Annotated in this window: 18 protein-coding genes; 12 read left to right on the top strand and 6 right to left on the bottom strand. The window is 58.3% G+C overall.

Annotated elements, in window-relative coordinates; translation table 11 throughout:
• Positions 1-338: 338 nt before the first annotated feature.
• From G3O06_RS38005 to G3O06_RS38025, 5 genes are all read left to right on the top strand, one after another.
• On the top strand, positions 339-2,066 hold the full coding sequence (locus G3O06_RS38005; protein ID WP_205819193.1) for a patatin-like phospholipase family protein: 1,728 nt from the start codon (positions 339-341) through the stop codon (positions 2,064-2,066).
• Positions 2,057-2,281, top strand: a complete 225-nt coding sequence (locus tag G3O06_RS38010) for a hypothetical protein (RefSeq protein ID WP_205819194.1) — start codon at positions 2,057-2,059, stop codon at positions 2,279-2,281. Before G3O06_RS38005 ends, G3O06_RS38010 begins: the two co-directional genes overlap by 10 nt.
• 136 nt (positions 2,282-2,417) lie before the next feature.
• Entirely contained in the window at positions 2,418-3,284 is an 867-nt protein-coding gene (locus tag G3O06_RS38015; RefSeq protein ID WP_205819195.1) for a hypothetical protein, read from the top strand.
• Positions 3,285-3,287: 3 nt separating this feature from the next.
• Positions 3,288-4,595, top strand: coding sequence for a PIN domain-containing protein (locus tag G3O06_RS38020; protein WP_205819196.1), 1,308 nt, complete (start codon positions 3,288-3,290; stop codon positions 4,593-4,595).
• 142 nt (positions 4,596-4,737) lie between these two features.
• On the top strand, positions 4,738-7,464 hold the full coding sequence (locus tag G3O06_RS38025) for a hypothetical protein (RefSeq protein WP_205819197.1): 2,727 nt from the start codon (positions 4,738-4,740) through the stop codon (positions 7,462-7,464).
• A 23-nt stretch (positions 7,465-7,487) separates the two neighbouring features.
• Here G3O06_RS38025 and G3O06_RS38030 read toward each other — a convergent pair whose 3' ends face one another.
• The gene (locus G3O06_RS38030) at positions 7,488-7,943 is read right to left on the bottom strand and encodes a hypothetical protein (RefSeq protein WP_205819198.1); all 456 of its coding nucleotides are present in this window, start codon (positions 7,941-7,943) and stop codon (positions 7,488-7,490) included.
• Between the two features lie 678 nt (positions 7,944-8,621).
• Here G3O06_RS38030 and G3O06_RS38035 point away from each other — a divergent pair.
• The 5 genes from G3O06_RS38035 to G3O06_RS38055 all read left to right on the top strand — a co-directional run bounded on the left by G3O06_RS38035 (position 8,622) and on the right by G3O06_RS38055 (position 12,573).
• Positions 8,622-9,881 (top strand): hypothetical protein, encoded by a 1,260-nt coding sequence (locus tag G3O06_RS38035; RefSeq protein ID WP_205819199.1) that lies wholly within the window; start codon positions 8,622-8,624, stop codon positions 9,879-9,881.
• 71 nt (positions 9,882-9,952) lie between these two features.
• Positions 9,953-10,150: a hypothetical protein gene (locus G3O06_RS38040; RefSeq protein WP_205819200.1), complete on the top strand. Its 198-nt coding sequence runs from the start codon at positions 9,953-9,955 to the stop codon at positions 10,148-10,150.
• Positions 10,151-10,254: 104 nt separating this feature from the next.
• A complete protein-coding gene (locus tag G3O06_RS38045) occupies positions 10,255-10,497 on the top strand; it encodes a hypothetical protein (protein ID WP_205819201.1) in 243 nt (80 codons plus the stop codon).
• A gap of 57 nt (positions 10,498-10,554) precedes the next feature.
• Positions 10,555-11,298: a hypothetical protein gene (locus G3O06_RS38050; RefSeq protein WP_205819202.1), complete on the top strand. Its 744-nt coding sequence runs from the start codon at positions 10,555-10,557 to the stop codon at positions 11,296-11,298.
• Positions 11,299-11,443: 145 nt separating this feature from the next.
• Positions 11,444-12,573, top strand: a protein-coding gene (locus G3O06_RS38055) for an IS3 family transposase (protein WP_205819203.1) whose coding sequence is annotated in 2 segments (ribosomal slippage) — positions 11,444-11,693 and positions 11,693-12,573 — 1,131 coding nt in all. Because the reading frame shifts where the segments join, the coding sequence is not laid out codon by codon here.
• Between the two features lie 310 nt (positions 12,574-12,883).
• Here the strand turns inward: G3O06_RS38055 and G3O06_RS38060 are convergent.
• The gene (locus G3O06_RS38060; RefSeq protein ID WP_205819204.1) at positions 12,884-13,945 is read right to left on the bottom strand and encodes a hypothetical protein; all 1,062 of its coding nucleotides are present in this window, start codon (positions 13,943-13,945) and stop codon (positions 12,884-12,886) included.
• Between the two features lie 340 nt (positions 13,946-14,285).
• Here G3O06_RS38060 and G3O06_RS38065 point away from each other — a divergent pair, with 340 nt between their 5' ends.
• Positions 14,286-14,822, top strand: coding sequence for a LysR substrate-binding domain-containing protein (locus G3O06_RS38065; RefSeq protein WP_241020442.1), 537 nt, complete (start codon positions 14,286-14,288; stop codon positions 14,820-14,822).
• A 167-nt stretch (positions 14,823-14,989) separates the two neighbouring features.
• Here G3O06_RS38065 and G3O06_RS38070 read toward each other — a convergent pair whose 3' ends face one another.
• From G3O06_RS38070 to G3O06_RS38080, 3 genes are all read right to left on the bottom strand, one after another.
• The gene (locus G3O06_RS38070) at positions 14,990-16,468 is read right to left on the bottom strand and encodes a 3'-5' exonuclease (protein ID WP_205819205.1); all 1,479 of its coding nucleotides are present in this window, start codon (positions 16,466-16,468) and stop codon (positions 14,990-14,992) included.
• Between the two features lie 234 nt (positions 16,469-16,702).
• A complete protein-coding gene (locus G3O06_RS38075; protein ID WP_241020443.1) occupies positions 16,703-18,160 on the bottom strand; it encodes an HNH endonuclease in 1,458 nt (485 codons plus the stop codon).
• Positions 18,161-18,330: 170 nt separating this feature from the next.
• On the bottom strand, positions 18,331-18,975 hold the full coding sequence (locus G3O06_RS38080) for a hypothetical protein (protein ID WP_205819206.1): 645 nt from the start codon (positions 18,973-18,975) through the stop codon (positions 18,331-18,333).
• A gap of 231 nt (positions 18,976-19,206) precedes the next feature.
• Between G3O06_RS38080 and G3O06_RS38085 the strand changes: the two genes are divergently transcribed.
• The gene (locus G3O06_RS38085) at positions 19,207-20,055 is read left to right on the top strand and encodes a DNA-binding protein (protein ID WP_205819207.1); all 849 of its coding nucleotides are present in this window, start codon (positions 19,207-19,209) and stop codon (positions 20,053-20,055) included.
• Between the two features lie 41 nt (positions 20,056-20,096).
• Here the strand turns inward: G3O06_RS38085 and G3O06_RS38090 are convergent, their stop codons facing one another.
• Positions 20,097-20,594 carry a hypothetical protein gene (locus G3O06_RS38090; RefSeq protein WP_241020444.1) on the bottom strand — a complete coding sequence of 166 codons (498 nt, stop codon included), beginning with the start codon at positions 20,592-20,594 and terminating at the stop codon, positions 20,097-20,099.
• Positions 20,595-21,452 lie beyond the last annotated feature (858 nt).

The following is a 21,452-nucleotide window of genomic DNA, read 5'->3' on the forward strand; positions in this document are numbered from 1 at the left end:
CCTCGCGAAACTCGACATCGAGCACGTCTGGATCGTCGGCGGTCGGCATGGGCGTTTTCAGAGGCTACGGAAACCGTGTTGTTCGATACAGCGCCGCGCACCGATCGAGCTTGTCGCCGAGACTCGGGCGCGGTGGTGGTGGCGCCCCCGATCGTCAGCGACCGGCCGCTAGGCCTTGCAGGGCAAGGGAAGGGCGCAGCTCGGCTCAGAAATGGGGTATTTTGGCCAATAAAGTGAAGGGTAACATAGTAAGGGCTATGTTACCCTTCATTTCTGGACACTTTGAACATGCGGTAGAATCGGACCGCATCTGCATACCAATAGACAATTCGCCAGCGATGACCAACCAAGAAGAAGACCAAGCCGTCCAGGACCGAACGCCCGTCGAGGCGGGCCCCGCCCCGCGGTCGGTGTTCCTCGCCTTTCAGGGGGGTGGTGCGCGTGGGATTTCCCACGTTGGCGGTCTTGCCGCCATTAACGAACTCGGTTTGAAGGTCGAGGGTGTGGCGGGCACGTCGGCCGGGGCGATCATGGCCGCCCTGGTGGCGGCGCACTACCGTGCCGAGCAGCTATTGGATCCGTCGAAGGCGACCCATCTGCTGCAGGGGCGGTACGAGAGGGCAACGGAGCTATTTGGAAAAAGGGGTTGGAATGCGATCTGGCGCTTGCGCACGGGATCGAAAGTTGCTGGCTGGCTGGCTGGCGTCTTGGCCACGTATGGGATCGCGAAAGCTCTGGACTGGCTTTGGCAGCGGGCCGGGGGCAAGGTGCTCCTGATTGGCGCCGGAGTCGCAATCGCTATAGGTCTTGACTATTTTGTTCCGCGATCGGCACTGTTCGGGCTATTGGTCGCTGGTGCGGGGCTGACTTGGGCGGTGTCGAGCTGTCTCTCTGGGCTCGCGTCGCTCGACGCCGTGCGCGCGCTGGTCGACGATGCGATCGCGGAGGGATTGAATATCAAGGATCGCGGTATCACATTCGAGAAACTGCAAGCGCACCGAGGGCTGCCGCTCAAACTCATCGCAACGAACATCAGTACCCAGTCGCTTGAGCTATTTTCGGTAGAGACGACACCAACGGCGAAGGTGGCCGATGCTGTTGCAGCGTCCATCTGTCTGCCCGTCGCCTTCAAGCCGTGGTCGTTTTCCTTCATGCGAAAAGGCGATCTGTCCTCGGTGGAACGATGCTTTATCGACGGCGGCCTCGTTTCGAATCTGCCGGTTTGGACGTTTGACGAGGAGCGCGCGCTGCGACCGGATGCTGTCACCGTCGCCTTTGGCCTAGAACCGCAGAAATCGTCAAATGGCCCACCTCACTGGTTACCTGCAGCCCTCCACACGGTGGTCGCGGGCCCGCCCGAGGTTCACTTCCGAGGTGTCGAGCGGTTGATTCATATTCCGCTGCCCAGCACCATTAACGTGCTTGATTTCGATGCGAGCTTCGAAGAACTCGCGCAGGATGTCGGGAATGCCCGGGAGGCCGCGAAAGCGCATCTTGAACGCAATCTGACCGAGGTACCCGAGGCAATTCGACAGACGCTGAAGGACATGCAGTGGAACATCACAAGGGAACTGGGGGACGCCTTTCCTAAAGAGTTCGCCAGCAGTGCGTTGGCCACGCCGCTGGTTCGCATCGCTTTAGCGATCCAGAAACCGAGTGAGCACATTTCGCTTTCGATTGCCTACGAGGTGGGCCACATCGAAAGCCGGCGGGGGAGTCGTTTTTCGCTCAAGTCATCACCGGTGGGGGTGCCGTGGGTCCAAAACCGAACCGGTTTCTACATTTTCGGGGGCGGCAGCGATCAGGCCCGAATATATCCTGATAGCGCGTGGACCGGATTCTTCCCCATCGACGAGGACCGAGAGGAAGCAGGGGAGGAGGAGGTAACAAGCGGCGAGTTGGCGGTGGTGGCGATAGTTGACTCCGCTTTACCGTTACCTGATAGCATATTGCTTGATGAGGCGCGGCTAGAAGAGTTCTGGCTCATATTGTCTGACGCCACATTCAGATTTTTTGGCGAGAACGATGTTGGTCGCCTATTTCGAAGGAGTATCGCATGGCTGTGAAAATCTACATGCCCGACGGTACGGTGAAGGAATTTGGCAAGAAGTTGCCGACATCCAGGCCTGCCGAGACTGCAGTTGGCCCGGTCGAGCGCCGGAAATCGTCGCCGAGCAGTGGCGCCCGGAGATTGAAGGAGGCGCTGGATCGGCTTGACCAAGTTGACCTGCACGTGAACCAGCGGAAAGAGGTTACTAAGAAGCCGGCACATAGCCGCTGACGTCGACGTCGCGCAAGATGGGGAAGAGGGACGCTAAGCGTCCCTCTTTGTTTTTGTGGCATTGGTGGGCGAGTCTCGATCACGTAGTTTGGCCGCGGACCTCTCGGAATGCCGTTTCTAGACAACGTGATTGATCATGACCGCCTACGCAATTATTCAGCATTCACACTTCAAAAATGACGTGCTACCCGCTGCGCACGATCTAAAATTCGCGGGGACCTTCGGGACGAAGTCTCAATTTGGTGACGCCTTGCGCGACGCAATTGCTGTGCTCCATGAGCTCGACGACGCGATGCCGAAGGTGCTGATCATTAGTACACATGGGAAGGGATTGACGGGCACACATTTGGACACCGGTACCGGGACGGTGGACCTATGGGAGTACAAAGACTATTTCGGTGTGCTGCCCAATAATCTGGTTGTGTATTTGAGTGCATGCTGGGGAGGGTATCCCACGACAGCAGGTGCGATTCAATCCGGCGCGCGAGTGCCTCCTGTCGTCGGTCCGCTGGTTGACATCATCGTTTCGCACGCGAATGATTTTCAAACAGAACTTCTCGACCTGCTCAATACTGGTATGCCGACCGTCGACGCGTTGAACGGCCTGATCGGCCGGTATAACGACGACGAGACGTTGCGCCACGACGATTATGGAGACCGACGTTGGCTGTTCGGCATTTGGGACGGGTCGGGCGCTTTCTACCCCGAGGCGGCACCGGGGGCACAGCTTGCTGCCGAAGTCGTGGACGATGGGAGCTTTCGACTGCTTGAGATTGTCCGCGACGTCGAATCCGGGGAAGCAATCGCATGCGTTGTTAAGGACCAAACCGGAAAGAAATTTCAGGCGAACATGGCTCCGATCCTCGACTTCGCTGGTGAGGATCCCGCATCGCTCATCGGCGCGTGGATCGATGCACCATATCAAGTGGCTTCCGATCTCAGTAATCCGAACGACGTCGGCATTACCGGACTACCTTTCATCCACATCATCGAGTCGGTGTAAATCATGAACGAGGATCCGCAGGCGGCATCCAACGCCGAGGCCGAGTCGGGGCTACGTGGCTCACCATCGGTCCTTGACGCGGCCACGCTTGCGGATATTCGTGATCACCGAATTCGCGCGATAGCGCTCGATACGTCCGTCTTCGTTTCCAACCAGTATGATCTGGAGGCGGGCCTGCTCGCGAGGGTCGCGCAGTTTGCCGACTCTACCGTAGACGTGCTGCTGCCCGACGTCGTCGCAGCTGAGATCGAAAAGCATCTACGTGCCGATGCCGCGGAGGCGCAGACCAAGTTCAAACGTGCGATGCGGATGATGGGCCGCGCCGGGTTGATCGGCGATGCTGATGCGCGTGCCGGAATATTTGAGCAAGCGCTCGAGTCGGCCGCGGCAGACGACGTCGCTCACGGCCGGCTCGCCCGCTGGATTGATCGAACCGGGGCGCTGGTGCTTCACGCGGGTCAGTTTGTCCAGCTTGACGAAGTGATGATGCGCTTCTTCGATGGCAAGCCGCCATTTTCGTCGAGCGGACCGAAGAAGCACGAATTTCCCGACGCTGTCGCGCTGCTTGCTCTGGAGAAGTGGTCCGAGAAGACCGGTCAAAAAGTGCTCGTCGTTTCCAAAGACAACGACTGGCAACGCTTTTGTGCGCAGTCGTCTCGCCTTGTCGTGACGGTCGATCTTCGCGCGGCGCTGAGTGCGTTCCAACCACAGGCAAGCCGATATGTTGCCCTGCAGCTCGCGCAATCGGTGGTCGACGATCGCTTCGGCCTAAGGGCGGCGCTGCTCGACGCCCTGAAAAAGCAGGGGGACCGGCTGAAGTTCACGGCTGAAGGGGAATCGCAGTTTGAGGTGGAGTTCGACGTCGCTGAAGCGGAGTTCACTGACGTCGAACTGCCCGACGAATCCTCGGCCGCAGAGACATTCGCGTCGGTCGATCAGGATCGTGGCGTACCAGATGTTGTGGTGCGAGTGATCGCTACTGCGACCGTTCAATTGACCTCCCACTTTGATTTCCGAAAATGGGACAACGAGGACGGAAACTACATGCCGATGGGGCACGCGAGCGTCGAATCGAAACAAGAATTCCAGTTCGGTGCGCTTGTAACAATCGCCGGGGCAGATCGAACGCATATGAAGATTGGAAGGGTTGAAATACTCACCGACTGGATCTGGGTCAAGCTCGGCGAGATCGAGCCGGATTGGATGAGCAATCCGGAGATATTCGATCCGAAAGAGTGGGGTGAGTCGATGCCTGGAGGGGGATCGGTCGGGGTGCGTACCGGAGGGCGAGGCAACGGCGCGAAGTATTGAGTCCCGTTGGGCATCAACGAGTGTCGAAGAAGTTCCATCGCCGTGTCGGCCGACTGGGGGCGACCAAGATGAATGCCGATATCAGTAGGCCTGCCTGGAGCCTTACTGTTGCACTGCGCCGTGGCACCGATAGAATGGAGACATGGACACCTTCAATCTCGACCCTCGCCAGCTCGCCCGGATCGAGGCTGTTCATGGCGGCTTTCTGTATCAGCACCTTTATGCTGCTGCGTGCCTGTTTTCGGCGGCCCGTGCGGGTGTTACCCACGTCGTAGTCGAAAACGATGAAGATGTCGAATTGGTTCGGAACGACGAACGTATCTACGCGCAGATAAAGAAGCGGTCGTCGAACCTGATTTTCAGCGACATCGAGGAAGCGCTGACGAGATTTGATGCGATCAGGGCCGAACACGCCGAAGGTCGACGAAACGGCGCGTGCCGATTTGCGATCGTGTCCAACAGCGCTCCAGGTCCGGATCTATCGAAGCGGACTGCAGCGTCCGACTGGCCTTTCGATGTCACGCTGCTGTACCCAGAGTCAGCCACTACGGACGACGTCCTACCTCAGCCTCTCGCCACGCTAGAAGGTGCCTTTGAAGCCTGCCGAGCGGCGGCCGAGAACCTGCCATTTGCAGTTCTGGCTCCAGAAACCCTTGTATGGAAACTCGCGGGCCGGATTACGGCAGCATCAGGCGGCGTCGAGCCCAATCCGAACCACGCATTCGCGGTAGCCGACCTACCATCACTATTCGAGCAACTTGTCATTCAGTTGCAGGATTTTCCGGCGCCACCTCTTCGTTATCGCCCACAGAGCAACGAACCTAGCCTCACGGGTGATCAACGCGTGCGCCTGATCGTAGGCTTCTCCGGCGCAGGCAAGACATCGTGGGTTTCGCAAACCGCGCTGCACGCGACCGACCGCCTCGCCTATTACGATATTGCTGATATTTCTGGTCCGGCTCTAGCCAGCGCCGTGGCACGGGAACTCGCTGCCCGCATGTACGGGGCACGGAGCGGCAAACTCGGCGAGATCCTTTTGCCCGGGGCGAGCGGAACGGAAATCCTTTTCGCGATTGGCCGTCACCTCACCGAAGATCAGCTCACAGCCACCGTCGTGCTGGACAATTCCCATCGCGTTTCGGCCGCAGACCTCGTTTCCTTGGTGGGCGCGTCAGAGCAATTGCGATTTGTTCTTTTGGCGCAGCCAAGCCAGTCAGTCGCACGGATCGAAGCGACGGTCGGAATCAAGGCTGAGCTGCTTTTAGGCTGGTCAAACGAAACCGCTGCGGCCGAGGGCGCCTCGGTTGGCTGCCACGGCAATTACGCGGACTATGAACGTCTACTGCAATTGACGGGGGGATTACCGCTCTACGTGCAAAACGCCCTGAAGATCGCGAGCGAAAACTACGACGGCGACCTGAGCCGCCTCGTCGGCGCGCTCGAGGAGCGCACGCATATTGTGGAAACAGCTCAAGAGCTGATCCTCGCGGATGTTTTTGACGCGTTGAATGACACTGACCGCCAGGCGATCGCAGCGCTGAGCCTCAGTGATGTCCCTCTGACGCAGACCGAGGCTGCCGGCGTCCTAAAGAGAAGCTTCAACCTTGATCCTGCTGCCTCGGCAGCAGCCTTCAGACGGCTCCGCTCGAGCGGAGCTATTCAGATTTTCGGCGTCGATCGCTTTAAGATTCATGACGCAATGAGGCCACTCGGGCGCGCATATCTTGACGAAAACGGCGGCGAGCACCTTCAAAAGGCGCGGGAAGCGATCCGCGACCTTCTGATCGCAACTTTGCAGCAGGAGAATGACCGCCAACGCGTGTTCCTGCTCCTCCGCATGTTCGTCGCCCTCGGGAATATCAAGCCGCTGGTGGAAATGGCCACCGACGAACTGTTCCATGAACTCGGCTACATGGATGAGATCGCCGAATTTCTTACGACCGCAGCACAATCCGAAGAGATTAGCGCAGAGGATCGATTCTGGGCCCTTGATGGCCTCGCTTTTGCTCACTTCAAGGCTGGCGATGAAGCCAGCATCAAGGATAAGCTCGACCGCATGGTAGAGCTCGTCCGCAAAGAAAAGCTCGGCTTACAAGAGCGGCTTGCGGTCGGGATGAAGCGCATGGTCTTTGCAGCCCGCGCCCAGGACGCCGCGACGGTGAAAGCGATCATGCGCGAGCTGAGCCGCGTGCTACCTCAAACTCCTCAGCATCTCCGCGTCGCCCGGTATAACTACGCGCATGCGATGTACGAGCTCGGGCTGATGAATGAATGCGTTACATCCACGCTCGATCTCGTCTCGGAATATTACGGGGTGCTCGGTCTCTCGATCAATGACGTGATGGCGCAGAATCCCGACAAGATATTCCCGCTCCTGAAAAAAGGAGAGAACCATATTGATGATTTGAAGCACCTCGCCGACGCGCTGGACCTCCAGTCCAAGGCGGTCAAGGCGATGGGCAAATCGCCCGGCCTGGGACCAATCCATGCCATGAAGTTCTACTCGATGGCGCACTCGCTCGATTCGTTCGTCCGTGTCGGGCAAGAATTGGTCGACGACTTCCTCGGTCGGAACGATTACATCGGCGCGCGCGACGTCATAGAGCGCAATTTGATGCCCACGATCATCGGCCTCAAGCTCGCCGGCCGAGTCATTCCAGTTCGCAGCCAATACGCCGTCGTGCTCGCATATTGCGGTGCGATTGACGAGGCTGAGGCGGAGATGGCTCGTCTGCTTCCTTACGAATCCGGCCTTGATGAGCGAGGCCAGCTGGAGCTGCAAACTCAGCGGGCTCTAATCGCCAATCTTCGCGAGAACCCGCCCCCTCCACAATGGGAGATGCCCCTCCAGCTCAATGGCCCCACATAAAAGCCCTAGTGCGGCGATTTGGGCTACGACGCTATCCAGCGCCGCAGATAGTAATCGGTCTCTTTGTTGCTTCTACAGTGGTAGGTATCGCGGATCATCTTGCGAATAGTTTCGCCCCGCGGTCCCGTTTGCTGCTCCCCCGCCGACAGGTCGACGTTGTCGAGCTCCTCCTGGGTGAAGCCATCTAAGGGCATCGGATTTACAGTCCAAATCTCACTGAGGCTTGCGACCATTCCGTTCGAGAACTCGATGCGCCTCATCATGCGAGGCACGTGGTCTTCGAGCCCGTACAGCCGCGCTGCTCCCAGCTTTGCGCTGACACGCACGTTCAAGATCGGCTTGCGCTTGTAGAAGGTGATATCCGCCGGCTGCCCCGACATCGAAAGCAGAGTAAGCGTGTGGGTGAGCATGCCCTCGCGATCTCCGAAGTGTTGCTCCAACCGCTTGATCGCCTCTTGTGGCGTAATGTCATGCGCCATAACCTATTCTCTCCATTTCGCATCTAAGCGAGAAATCATGGGTTTTCTGCGGTCCCAGATCTCCAGCTGCCGACAGCAACCATCATCCGTAGCTTGCACCACGGGTAGCCGCAGCGGCAGCTTCCACCACAGCGCGCACGCAGGACCTCTGCGGCCCGTCGCATCGTAAGATTAGGTCGCGCGACGTCTATATATTGCCAACCTTAACCTCGATACGATCAAGGTGGGAATGCAAGATTTCTGATGATTCTATGCCCTGCAACTCCCTAACAGTGAGTATTTATTGTCACGGAGCCGTCCGACTAGTCGATTGTGCTTAACCTGTTGCGGGGCGACGTTCCGGAGAAGGGCGCTGGGCGTAGATTCGCGCGTTAACATGTGCCCGATGCAGTGCGACTGCAGTGAGATTGTGACCGTTTATTAAGGCTGACTGTGAGATACTGGTTATCGTAGAGTTCCATAATTTTATGGATGTGATTTGTCATCTTGTTGTATGCGGGAGCGAGGGATATTTCAATGAGGGAAAGATATAAAAAATTTCGCGAACATTTGCGAAATCAGGAAGTTTTAGGGGCGTGCTACCTGGTGTGGAACTCGTTCAGTAGAGTTGGAGAATTGGCCTCATCGTCGGGTGGAGTGCAGTCAAAATCGGAAATATATGACTGGGAGCTAGAACTCTTGGCAAGAGAAGTTGTGTTGCAATGCCGCCGGCCGGTTTTCACGGGGGTGGTGGTCGATAGAAGCTTCCTGTCGGAGAGTATCAATCACATTCGAAGGATCAAGAATTCAATTTCGAAGAGAAATGTGAGGTCGCCTGATGCGGCGATGCGGGCAATTTTTACCTTGTTTCATGAGCAATTTCTATGGCAGGATGAGGATTTTTTAGCGAAGGCTGCGCGTTATTGGAAGATTTTCTCGCATCGTCTAATTAAAGAGCGCGTCGAAGAAGACCTGCGAATGTCACTCCAGAGTCTTTACATTATTGGGATTGCGATTGCAGGCTCTCTTGCCAATAAGATGACAATGCATTGGCCGGACTACTATGAGACTCCAGGAGTTCAACGAGATCACGTTAAGCGATTCTTCGAACTTTGTGCGGTGGAACGAAATGAATTGCGCTCACAAATTCGAGCGGAGCAGAAATATGACAAGAATTGGGCTTTGACGTACAACCCACTCCGCGGAAAACCACTATTTTACTGCTCCGAGCAGCCACATCTGGTGTTTGGGTTCAGTAGCAAGTTGCTTCTGTGGCGAATCACGGAGGGGATTTACTACGACGTCGCAAAGGGACGTCCCGGTTTCGGAAAGGAGTTCGGGACTGCTTTTGAACATTACGTTGGCGATGTTCTGATGGAAGTATTCAAAGCGCCTACGTTCCATCTGATGGCAGAGACGCCCTTTGAAGTGAAGAAGGGGCACTGGCACGACGGGTCAGACTGGCACGTTAGCGATGAAACAGGTCACGTTTTCATTGAATGCAAAACGAAGCGAATCAGGCTTACAGCGAAGACTGACATGGAACACGCTGATTTCTTAGAAGATCTGCTCAAGATGGCCGGGTTTGTCGCTCAGAACTACAAGAACATTCACGAAGCCCGGACCGGCGTTAGACCAAACTTTAGAAATCCTGAGTTTCCATTCTTTAATGCGATCGTGACGTTGGAGAACTGGCGGTTGGGTCATCCTATTATTGAGCCGGAGCTGCGGAGGCTTGTCGTAGAGCAGTTAGATCAGGCGGGTTTACCACAGTCGCTGCTGTCGGAATGTCCATATCGCGTATTCAGTGCCCAAGAGTTCGAGATGTTCTCCCAGGACGCCGCCCGGCTTGGTTTAGTTTCCCTGTTTGCAAAGCCAGAGGCCGTTAAGCGAGGCCCGTATAGGTCATTGTTTCACGAAGAGGTGTTTCGACTGCTTCCTGAAGAGGCGCGACCGTAGTTCAATAGTTAAGGCAGCTGCCGACGCTGCATACCCGGGTCGCGGCGGTGCGCACCCAGCGCAGCAGCCTGATGGATGTCCTCGTGTCCGGCGTGCTGGATGACATTGTGATTTCCACCAAGCTGCTGTTGAGCGGCAAGGGAACGGCCGCCGGCAATTTGATGCGCCAGGCGATCGAAGGAGTCGCGATGTCGCTCCTGTGTTCGACCGATGGAGAGGTGGTGCTTGACGCGCGCAGCAAGAAGGGCGACCTCCGGGGCGAGTACTGATCGCTGGTGATGTTGACGATCCGCGCGTCCAAGCGCAGCGCGCGATCCAGCAACTGACCTGGAACGCCGACCTACTCGCGGTCGATCCCAGCGGTGTCGCCGAGATGGCTGCGGTCGCGAAGCACTACAGCAGCCTGAGCCACGCCGGCATCATGACGATCCTCAGCCGGGTTGCGCTGAACGCCTCAGGCCAGCCCACCGTGGGTGGGAGCTTCGATCCGGGCAAACTGGTCTGGTATCGCAGGGAGTTGGATTGGCGCGTCCGGCTGTCTCACCAGTTGCCGAATGTGATCGAACACCTGCTCGACACGCTGACGCCACCGGCATCGGCGGCGCCCACCGCCTGACCCCACGTCCCCGGCGATTGCCATGCGGCGAATCGCATACATAACGGAAAATTCGATATGGCGGCATCCGAAGTAGCAATGGCGGCGTCCGAAGTTGCAACGGTTGTGGCGCAAGCGCCGGCGAGCTGGCTTACGCCCGCCTTGCTCGGTGGCATATTGGGTGCCGCCATCACCGCTGGGGCAACTTTGTGGAGTCAACATGCCAATCGGCAGCACGAGAAGGCGAAGCTTGCAGAGCAGCGCGCGTACGAGCAAGCGAAGCTCGCCGAAGAGAGAGAGCGCGCGCAGCACGTAGCCTTGCGTCCGCTCGAAGCGTTGGCCCAGCACGCGGATGAGGTCTTGAGCTCGATCGAGGAGGCCTTTGAGGACTACGGCACTGCCGAGGAGGCGGTATTCCGCAACCTGAAAGCGGTCCATTTGCGCTTTGAACTTCCATCGCAGTCCATCCTGGGCGCCTTGCCGCGTCCGCTCGTCGACCAGTTGTACGAGTTCGAACGGGCGCTCGCCGTCAGTGCGGACTGGCTCGACAAACAGGAGGTGCGGTTCGACGTGTTCGACACCTGGAAACTTGAGGTGCAACGCGTCGTTCATTTCGGCTTGCTCGCGTGTGACCTTGCGAATCGGATTCGGCGCGATCTGGATCTTGCGGAATCGGTGTACGTAAACGCGTGGCAACGACATTTCGAAGCCGCGTTCGCCAAGGTCCAGCGCGAGTATGCGCACGATCCAGCGGAGTATCTGCTGATGCCGGAAATCGAAGCCCGGCTGACGCCGTTGTCGCAGCCGATCGCGGAGCGCTGACGTCGGCGCTGCTGCGCCTAACGTAGAGCAAAGCAAAGATGTCAATGCGAGGTGTCCGTCCCACGCGGTTCTTGGCGCTCTGACCTTCCCCCTCCGAAGTATCCCACTGTAAAGTTAGTGGCAAGGCCGCAGGAGAACCCTTGTCATGAAGAAGTCGCGGTTCAGCGAAGAGCAGATTATCGGGGTGCTGAAGGAAGCCGACGCAGGCATGAAGGTCGCAGACCTGTGCCGCAAACACGGCATATCGGATGCGACGTTCTATAACTGGCGTAGCCGTTACGGCGGCATGGATGTGTCGGAAGCGCGACGATTGCGGCAACTGGAGGAAGAAAATCAGCGGCTCAAGCGGCTGGTGGCCGACCAGGCGCTGGACATCCAGGTTCTGAAGGACGTTCTCGGAAAAAAGTGAGTTCGCCCGCGCAGCGCCGAGAAGTTGTGCAGCAGGTGATTGAACAGCACGACTATTCGGAGCGCCGGGCGTGCGCGCTCATTGGCCTGAATCGCCGAACGTTCCGGCGGCCGGCGCCGCCTGACGCCGACCACGAAGTGCGGCAACGGCTGCGCGAGCTGGCACAGGAGCGGCCACGGTTTGGCTCGCCCCGCCTGCATGTCTTGCTGCGCCGGGAGGGCCTGGTCCAGAACCACAAGCGCACTGAGCGGCTGTACCGCGCAGAAGGCCTGTCGCTTCGCCTGAAACGTCGAAAAAAGCGCCCGAGTCATCTACGCGTGGTAATGCCGACGCCCAACGGCGCAGACGAAAGCTGGGCGATGGACTTTGTTGCTGACGCGCTGGTGCATGGCCGACGGATTCGAATGTTGACCATCATCGATACGTGGAACCGGGAGTGTCCGCACATCGAGGTCGACTTCTCATTGACGGGAGTTCGCGTGGCGCGTGTGCTCGAGCAGTTGCGCCAACGAGGGCGGCGCCCCAAGCTGATTCAGGTGGATAACGGCCCGGAGTTCGTCAGCAAGGCGCTCGATGCCTGGGCGCACGAACATGGCGTAAAACTGCAGTTCATTCGGCCCGGCAAACCGGTGGAGAACGCTCACATCGAGAGCTTCAACGGCCGACTGCGTGAAGAGTGCTTGAATCAGCATGCATTCGTCAGTCTCGACGATGCACGCAGGCGAATCGAAGCGTGGCGCACAGACTACAACTCGGTGCGTCCGCATAGTGCCTTGGGGCAGTTGGCGCCGGACCAATTCCGGCAATTGCATCAACCGAAAACCGGCGAGCCCACTAACTTACGAATGGTGTACTCGAAGGGGTAAGGTCAGCTCGAGTCGACAACTTTTTCGACAATCTCATCGAAATAATGTTGTCACTTCGTCTATGCCCGAGGCAAAGTCGTCAATTCGTGTCCTACCTTCCCAAGGGCGACCGTAGGGCCACGATTTATATACAATTCTTGGTATGTTATTCGCTCAGTTTCGACAGTCTCAAGCCACCCGCGCAGGAGGACAGGATAGCCGGCGGCGACTCGCCCGCTCCTGACGGACTCCGACCATGAGACGCCGCTGATTATTTGCAAGCTCGAACAGTCACTGGCATGCTCAAGTCCAATATCGGCTACTCAGGTAGTCACGAAGTTCGGGTTGCCTCCAGTTCATCTGCGATATAATTAGCGAGCTCATTTGCCGCAATATTGTCCACGTCGCCGAACCACCTGTCTCCTTCTTTGCGGATTTTGATCAGATGTCGCCGATTCGAAACGACTCGGAAATTTGAAGTTTCGAATTTTAAACGAATCACCTCAAACATCGGTATTGGCGCAGTATCAGAGACTCTGAGTTGTACCTCGCGCAAGTTCACGGGGCCGTTGAATCCGCCGATGACGTAACAGTCTTGCCATACGAAGTCTTGTCCCCAACTGATTCGGCGCACAAGCAAATTCCCTCCACAGTACTCGTGGTAGTAGGATTTTTCGAGAATCCAATGCGCAGTCCCGTCGATGATTTTAATCGTCACATAATGATGTGCAACGTTATCGATTTTGACGAACTGAGACCCGGTGAATTCGGCGATTTCATAGTAGGCACCGAAGTGCTCTCCGAGCGTTTCGATCGGAGCACTCTCGTCCATCTCCAAGGCTTCGTTGATCAGAACTAGTGCTCTTCCGATGCTGTCCAATGCAGGGTCGCCAACGAATGGGCGATGTTGATGAGCTATCAGCAACTTCCTTAAAGTATTATGCCCGGATCCACCAATCAGTACACTGCCGTAAGAACCAGGAGTCAGCTGCCTACACGATTCCGTCGCACATAAATAGATTCGATCAGTGTCGCGATCGAGCATTGCAACCGCGAACTGAAGAGATTTCTTGTATCGTGAAATGATGTTTGCGACGTCAAATAGGTCTGTTTTGGATTTGATTTCTGCATAAAAATTCAAAACAGACTCAAAATCTCCTGCAAGAGAGAGGCAGTGGCCCATTGGCAGAATGTAAGTCTTCTGAATCAGGCCAGAGATTGAAGCGTTTTGAGATACTTGCGGGAATGTTCCGCCGATACTCGGGATATAGGTTTTTTCGTAGCGCTCGCCGTCGGCGGAGTGTCGAAGCTCCGCAGTAAGAAGGACGTCGGAAATGAAGATCGGTTGTTCACCATTACTGACATCGGCAAAGAGCACACAGAAGACGGTCATAGAGTCAGTCTCGAATGGGAGGTTGATTCAGCATATCTTACGGTAATCTCCGAACGACGATTAATTCTAAGGAGCGGGACACTGATGTTGCTCGACGCAGACAGGGCGGTTCGGGACGCAAAGGGCCGCTCGGGCGGCGCCGCAACGGTCACTCGGTGTCGCGCTTGCATGTTTACAGATATCGCCGAACGGCGTAATAACGAGATAAGTCTGCTTATCACGACTGCATTACTGCCTGCTCAGGTTTCGAACAACGCGTGACCGCGACCGACGGCGCTGCAACGACGTCGCGAGGGAGTTGATACAGGTCTTCGCGGCGCCGCGCTCGGTGACAACTTTAATGCGCGGCTACCAAATCCTTGAATTCACAAGGGTTCGCGGCTCTTGGGTGGCTGCGAACCGGCGAAGTGACATCTTTCCTTCGCAATCGGTGACGACTTTCCTTTGGTCTACGCAACTGGGCGACGAGCTGCTTGCTGTCGTGGTGGGATGCAATCACCCGCTTGCCGATCAGCCTAACCCCACCTTTGGTGAACTGGCGACGTATCCATGGATTCTTCAACCCCGCCCGAGCCCGATGCGGGCGTTGATCGACCGTTCGTTCGAAGAAGCGGGCGTCACGCCCCCACAGAGCACCGTCGAAACAGCGGCGATCCTGATGACGACATCATTGTTGCCGGGCAGCGATCTGATCGCCGTTCTGCCGATGGAGGTCGCGAATTTCCATGCATGCATGGGCCTGCTGCACATCCTGCCGGTACAGTTGCCGCGCCAACTCGGTCCCTACGGCATCGGCACGCGCCTCGGTCGACCACCGAGTGCGTCGATGTCGCTGTTCATCGACGTGGTGCGAGCCGTGGTAGCGGAAGGTGCATAGTAGCGAATAGGCACCACACCACAAAACGTGGTCCCAGGTAATCCGCAAGCAATCCAAATCGGTTTCCCGCTTCCGTGTCGGCGTGGAGCTGCGAAGTGACTTCTCTACTTCGCAAACAGTGGCGACTTTGCTTTGGTCTGCGAGTCTGAAGCCGCTCCTTTGACGTGCTATCTGCGGGCGTGTTGGGACTGTGTGAGCAACCGCACGAGTTCGTCCCGCAGTGCCGATACGTCGAGCAAATGCCGCGCGCGTGTGAGCGCCACATACAGCAGCCGCATTTCATCATCGTCCATAGCGACTCGACCGTCGACAATCTGAAAACGGAAATCGTTCGCCACCTTCACGCGCTTCCATTCGAGCCCTTTCGCGCGGTGGATAGTTGAGATCGTATAGTCGGCATTTGCTTCGGGTGTCGCGCGCAGTGCCAATGCCCTCAGATAGCCGGTGCCGCATATGTCGACCATCCGAACGATCGGCAGCAAATCGCTACCGACGGCGCTGCGCGCATACGACTGGACCTCTTGCCACGATTCGAACAACGCAAACGCGGCCGGCCGGTACGCTCGCCGGCCGGCGAGCAACTGGTCGGCGCCGTCTGCATATGCGGTGATCTCGGCCGCGCTCATCCGGATCGCCGGGCGATGGCCGGACTCCAGGCCGACGGCGAAGTGTCCGATTGCGGAGACGTTCTTGCGGCACAACACCACGTCGACCGGCGGCGCGATCGTCGGATCCTCGACCAGAAGCGAGCCGATCGTGTCCTGGCCGCGCACTGGCGTGCGTTCACCGAGCAATGCGAGTACACGGCTGGCTAGCGCCGCCAGCGTTGGCCCGAACCGGAACGACTCGGTCAGCGCGTATTCCGGAGCGACTATCTGCGTCATCGCGTTAATGGCGCCCCGCCACTCGTAGATCTGCTGGTGCGGATCGCCGACGTACACAATCTGTGCGTGCTGCTGGCGCTGTAGCACCGACAGCATCACGCCATCGCTGTCCTGCGCTTCGTCGAACAGGATGAAGTCCGCATCGATCTGAGGGTGAGCTTGCGCCCAAACCTTCAGCAACACGTCGGGCGACACGACGCCCAGCCCCTTCGGATCAATGCTCTCATCCCATAAGCGGATCACTGAAGGTAGCAGCCAATCGCGTAGCGCCGCGGCGGCGGCGTCAGGGATCTTCTCGTCGACGGGAATGTGCGCGGCAACCGGATGCGTGTCGGCCGAGCGGCAGAACCGGCCGAGCCCATCAATGACCATCAGGCCGAGGTCGAACGGATGCAGTTCGACCGGCTGATCGGCCACGCTAGACACCCGCACCGGGCCGAGTCCGTACCGATTCGCGAGTTCATGTGGCGGCTCGCTTGAGCCTCGCAGACGCCGGCGCGCTGCCGCGGGTGCCGCGGCATACGCACGTGCGTGCCAGGTGCTCGAATGCACGTGCGCGGGAAAGCGACGACGCGCGTGGTCCGCGATATCCCGATTAAATGCGAGATAGGCGCCGCGCCGGCCAGGTAGGCGATCGGCCACCAACTCCAGCGTCGAGGTCTTGCCGGCACCGGCGTAGGCCTTGATCTTCAGGCGCGCACCCCGCGCGGCCGCGTCGAGGATCGCCAGCTGCTCGGCGGTGGGTTTGAGGCTATGGGGCATCGCGTTAGGTAATCATGACTGGAGTCAACCGTGATCGACGATTGACTCAACCCTGTTGGCACTTCGGTACTCGAAACTGTTCGCGCATCAAGACACGGAGTGCGGATCGGACTATGGTCGCTCGTGTGTCTGATTATCGCTCTGATCTACAACTTGTCGTATTTGCCATGGTGCTGGTTGAGCTAAGCGCGATCATCCATAAACGCGCAACGCCCCAACAAGGCAGGACAGTGTCTAGGTGCTGCGATGGATAGCGACGGTTACCCCTTCCAGGTGTGCGTAGTGGTGCACCACGTCAGGATCGAAGCACGCGATTCCCTCTGCAAGTTGAAGCAAATCTCGGTCATAGAGAGCGTGCAAGTCGCGTCGAAGCAGGATACCGTCCGCGGCGTCATTGTGCCCTGCGCGCCAATCACGACCGTGAAGGTGGGCTGCCTCTAGTGCTTCGGGTATGTCGCAGTCGGAAATGGCGCAGCGGCCTCCGTACGCGTCGAATACGGACTTTCTGAAGGCCGGTTGATCTTGCCGTACCTCCACGTTCATGTACCGCGCGACGCGCTCTTTTGGTTTCGCCCCAGCGGCGGCTTCTTCGCCATGGAGTTCGGTCCTTGTTGGCCCGCCCCGCACGACCCGACAAGCCCCGGTAGCCTTGTCGTACGCGACGACAGACCATGGGAGCGAGTCGAGTTCCCGAAATTTCACTGAGGAAGTGACTGAGGGGTGCTCTGATTCGGACCGAGGTCCACTTTTGTCGCGATAGCAGAGAATGACGTGGAGGGGCAGCCCCAGGCGATATGTGGTTTCGAGGGCTTTATCCAGCGCCTCGCCCCGCTCAGCCTGCGCGATTAATCTGGCTCGTTCGCGATCGGACTTTGGCAGGCCCTCGGCGCGTCGACGTCGCGCTTGCGCACTCGCTCGGTAGTTCGTTTCGGATAGCACCTCGCCAGCCGAGGACGCGTCCAGATTGTCATGCCAGAAACAAACGGCATACCCTTCTTCCGCCGTGCCGAACGACCAGTTGTAGCAGAACTTCGGATTGGCCTTGACGCTCTTCGGAGGGCGGTCGTTCTTTGTCCTATGCCACGCGTCGATAGCAATGGGGACCCGCTGGAGGAGGTCGTAGATCAGTTCGAGGCGACGCGGCTGAATAGCATCGAGTGGACTGATCGGTGTCGGTTCACCAACACGCTCGAAGGCGACAATTTCTTGCTGGCGATCAACGGAGATCATTCGCCAGCCAGCCTTCACCCACTCGTGTGCCCATTCGTGCCCGTCTGGTTTCGGAAGAAGCGGATTCGAGTTCTGCCAGAAGGTGTCGTGACGCCTCGCGACGGGTTGCAACGGAGCGTCGAGAATTTCCTCGATCTCCGAGAATTGCAGCGTCACTTCATTGACGCGGAGCGCACGGAAATACCGGCCCAGCGCTCGGTAGTCCCTGACGATACCGCGTGCAGCGATGCGCGTCGCGTCAGACGCGGGGGAGACTGTGATCAGTCCGTTGGCGACGGCAAAAAGGTTTGGATAGTTGTGCGCTCGCGCGCTGATCTGGTTCGACGCAACTGGTGCGCCATCGTGCCGTGCGTAGTGACCTAGATGGTTCACTTTGTCGGCGATCGCGTGCGCGGACAGCGGCTTCCCTCCAAGGGTTAAGGCTTCGATCATCGCGTCGTGCAAGGTCAGTCGTGTCGTCATCGAGCCGTTTCCTCTCGGAGAAAGTTGTCCGCTGGCGCGGCAATCGCAGCGGTGATTGAGTCCCCCGGCGGCCTCCTATAGGCGGCCGAGGAAGTATGCATTCGCCCGCCCCCTGCAAGGGCCAACGAAATCGGTCGGGCTAGAAGGGCGCAAGCGGTTGATTGCTGCGGTCAAAAGGAGGGATTCGGCTCGCCCAGCCATCGGAGGCTCGCCTTCTCCACTTCAAGGTGGTATTCGCCAAAGAGGCGCCGGCCGTAGCGCTCCACCGTCAGCGTCGCGCGCACGTCAATGTCGTGCCCGAAATACGCTCGGTCATCGTCCTGGTCAACCGTGACCAGACCTTCGACTTCGGTGCTCAACACGTCCCCATCGTCCTCATCGAGCGTTTCCCACCATGGCAACTCAATATCAATCCGTGGAAACGTACCGTTCGTCATAGCCACCTCGGACTCGATACGTCCGTCATTGATTATTTCGAGCTCGAAATGATTTTGGACGGCAGCCAACCAGTCCTCTTGGTTTGGATAGATGTGCGTAGCCGGAAAGCGCTCCTTTAGCGCCCCAAAGAGCGCCTGCGAAAACGAGGTGCCGTCGAGCCCGAGATGCGTGGCTCGCTCGGAAAGCCGCTCGAAATCGAAAGCGATGACTGACGCGAGGGCAAGTCTGCCATCGTCGTTCGATGCTTGATAGGAAGCGAGGTTGTTGTGTCCAAGTGCCGCCGAGGCTAGCTGCTGGGCGTGCCCGGTCGAGACGGAAATGCCTTGAGCCGCGAGTGTGCGACGCACGGCAAAAACAATGGCGGATAGCTGAGTCATATCGTGTGCTCCGAATGGTGCGCGGGGTCTCGAGCGATTCCGACTCCTGCGCGTGCGAAGCGGCACGATGATCGCGGGGTGTGGACTGAAGGGTTGTTGCCTGTTTTGAGCCGCTCGAAGCTCAGGCGGGCGCCATGTCCCATTCTAAGCGGCTTCGCGGTCTGGCGCTTGCTCTTTTCCATAACGTAACATAACATAACGTAACATCAATCTAATATGATACGTTACGTTATGGCGCGCGAACCGAACATTACCCAAGAGCAAGTCAGCAAGGTCGCTAAACAGATCACTGACGAGGGCGGCCGGCCAACGGCGCGCGCCATCCGGGAGCAGCTGGGCACCGGCTCGATGGCGACCGTATTGAAGTTCTTCCAGGCGTGGCAGAACGCCCAGGTGCGGCCTGCCGAGGCGCCGGTGGCGCTTCCGCAATCCTTGCAGCGTGGGCTGCTGGAGTTTGTGGCCGCCGAAGTCGAACGAAGTAAGGCTGAATTGCAAGCGGACCTTGAAATCGCAAATCAAGCCAATGCGGATCTCATCCTCGAATCCGAGCGGCAGGCGGCGATCGTTGAGAATCTGACTGCGACGCTTGAAAGTGCTTACGCGGAAAAGGCCGAGCTATCAGGGCGCCTTGCACAGGTGGAAGCGGAGCGTGACGAAGCTCGAAATGAGGCGGCCGCCGAACGTGCGGCGGCGGAATCTGCTCGGACGGATTTGGCTAAAGCGCTGCTTCGGCTTGAGGCGATGCCACGTCTTGAGGAGGACCTCAAGGCGGTGCGTGACGCCTTAGAGAAAGAGCGAGCGGCACGCGTGAAGGCCGAACAGGAAGCGGCGGTGGCCGCCGCAAAGTCTGAAGCAGCGCGCGAGGCGCAACATGTGCTTGAGCGCACCCTTGAGGAGGCCCGCCAGCATGGCAGGGAGCGAGAAGCCGAACTGGTCGAAGTGAGAGCGGATCTGAAGGATGCGCGTGCTACGACAGACCTTCTGCGAAGCGAACAACGTGCTTCTCTCAGCCGGCCGCGTGCCCGTGCGTCGTTGAACGCGCCGCGTGTCGACAAGAAGTCAACCGAGGGCAAGAAGTAACGCCCGGAATTGGGATTTGTGGCTCGTTCGAGTGACCGCTGTCAAACGAATTCCTCGCCCCGCGCGGCGGCTCGCTTGTAAGCTGCCGCATGAAAGTCTTGCAGGTCGAACGCGCGGTGATACGTGTCCAAGGAGCAGATGGCTGCGGCCTCGACAACAAATCGAGCCGGCGCAAAACGATCTGGATCGGTCGCGGAGCGGCGCACCCATCCGTGCAGGTCCCACGCCTCGATTAGACGCCTATTCGCAAGCAGCCCGTCGAACGCATCGACGCGTTCGAGGAAGCAGGCTCGCGCGCTTTCGTTGGTGAAGACTTCGATGGCTACCGTTACGAGCGCGATCTCATAGGGGCCGGGGTCCATTCCATAGTGCGAAGTGAGCATCTGGCGGATTTTCGCGGTCCTGCGGGCGTTGACCGACACCTCACCGTCGTAGATCGCGCCCGTTCGCTCGAACGCGGTGCAAAACAAGCGTGGCATCAACAAAGGGACGTTCACGATAGCCTCCGGAGCCGCATCGACTACGGTATAGGTGAGCATGACTCCTACGGCAAGCAGTCCCGATTTGTTGGTGGATCTCGGGCTTCGTGTTGTACCAACGCACGGTTCCGTGATCGTGTGGCGTAGTCGATCGTGGCAGTGGTTTGCGTTATCCTGCTGCGGTGACTGTGTGAGCCGGACAAATATCCATGCTGATACGCAAACAGGGGCGCCTAGTGAAGTTGGTGCGCGTCGAAACTTCGAAAGGGCCCGCCACGGCCGCGCGATCGCATCAGCGCAGCCGTGGTAGACGCCATGTGGTCGGATCGTTTCGCATCGACGAACCAATGCCGGCGGGACTGCTTGAGGCCTTGACCCGCGAGGAGCGGAGGACACTCGCATGTTGGATGGCCGTCTATCGAGAGGACGAGGCTCGTGCGCGAGCCCTTCCGGTACTGGCGGGGGTTCCCGCACAATTCGATGGAATCATCACTGCGCTAGAGGCTGCGGCCGACACGCTTTCGGTCGAGGAAGCAGACCGCCTTTGGACCCAATTGAAAGCGATTGCGCGTACATTGAAGCGGGCAGGGCATACGAGTCCGCGGGCTGCTCGCCGTGCATCGGCGGCACCTCCCGGTCAACGAGATTTCTTCGGTGAAATGGAAGCAATTGAGGCGCGGGCACAGCAACGAGAGTCTGCCATTCTCGAATAGACGCGAGGCAACGTTGTTGCTTTGCCGACGGAGCCAGGCCTAGATCTGGCTTCGACTCCCGAGTCCTCCGTGGTGATCTGCAGTGGACTAGACTAAATCTGACAGTGGTTGGTTTTTCGTGCTGGCGCGCATTGGCGCAGAGGGCGTAGCCCGTAGCGGCAATGCGCGCCGCGAACAGCAAGGAGTCCACCATGACTCAGGAGCA

It is taken from the genome of Burkholderia sp. Ac-20345, from assembly GCF_017104825.1.
GTDB lineage: Bacteria > Pseudomonadota > Gammaproteobacteria > Burkholderiales > Burkholderiaceae > Burkholderia > Burkholderia lata_B.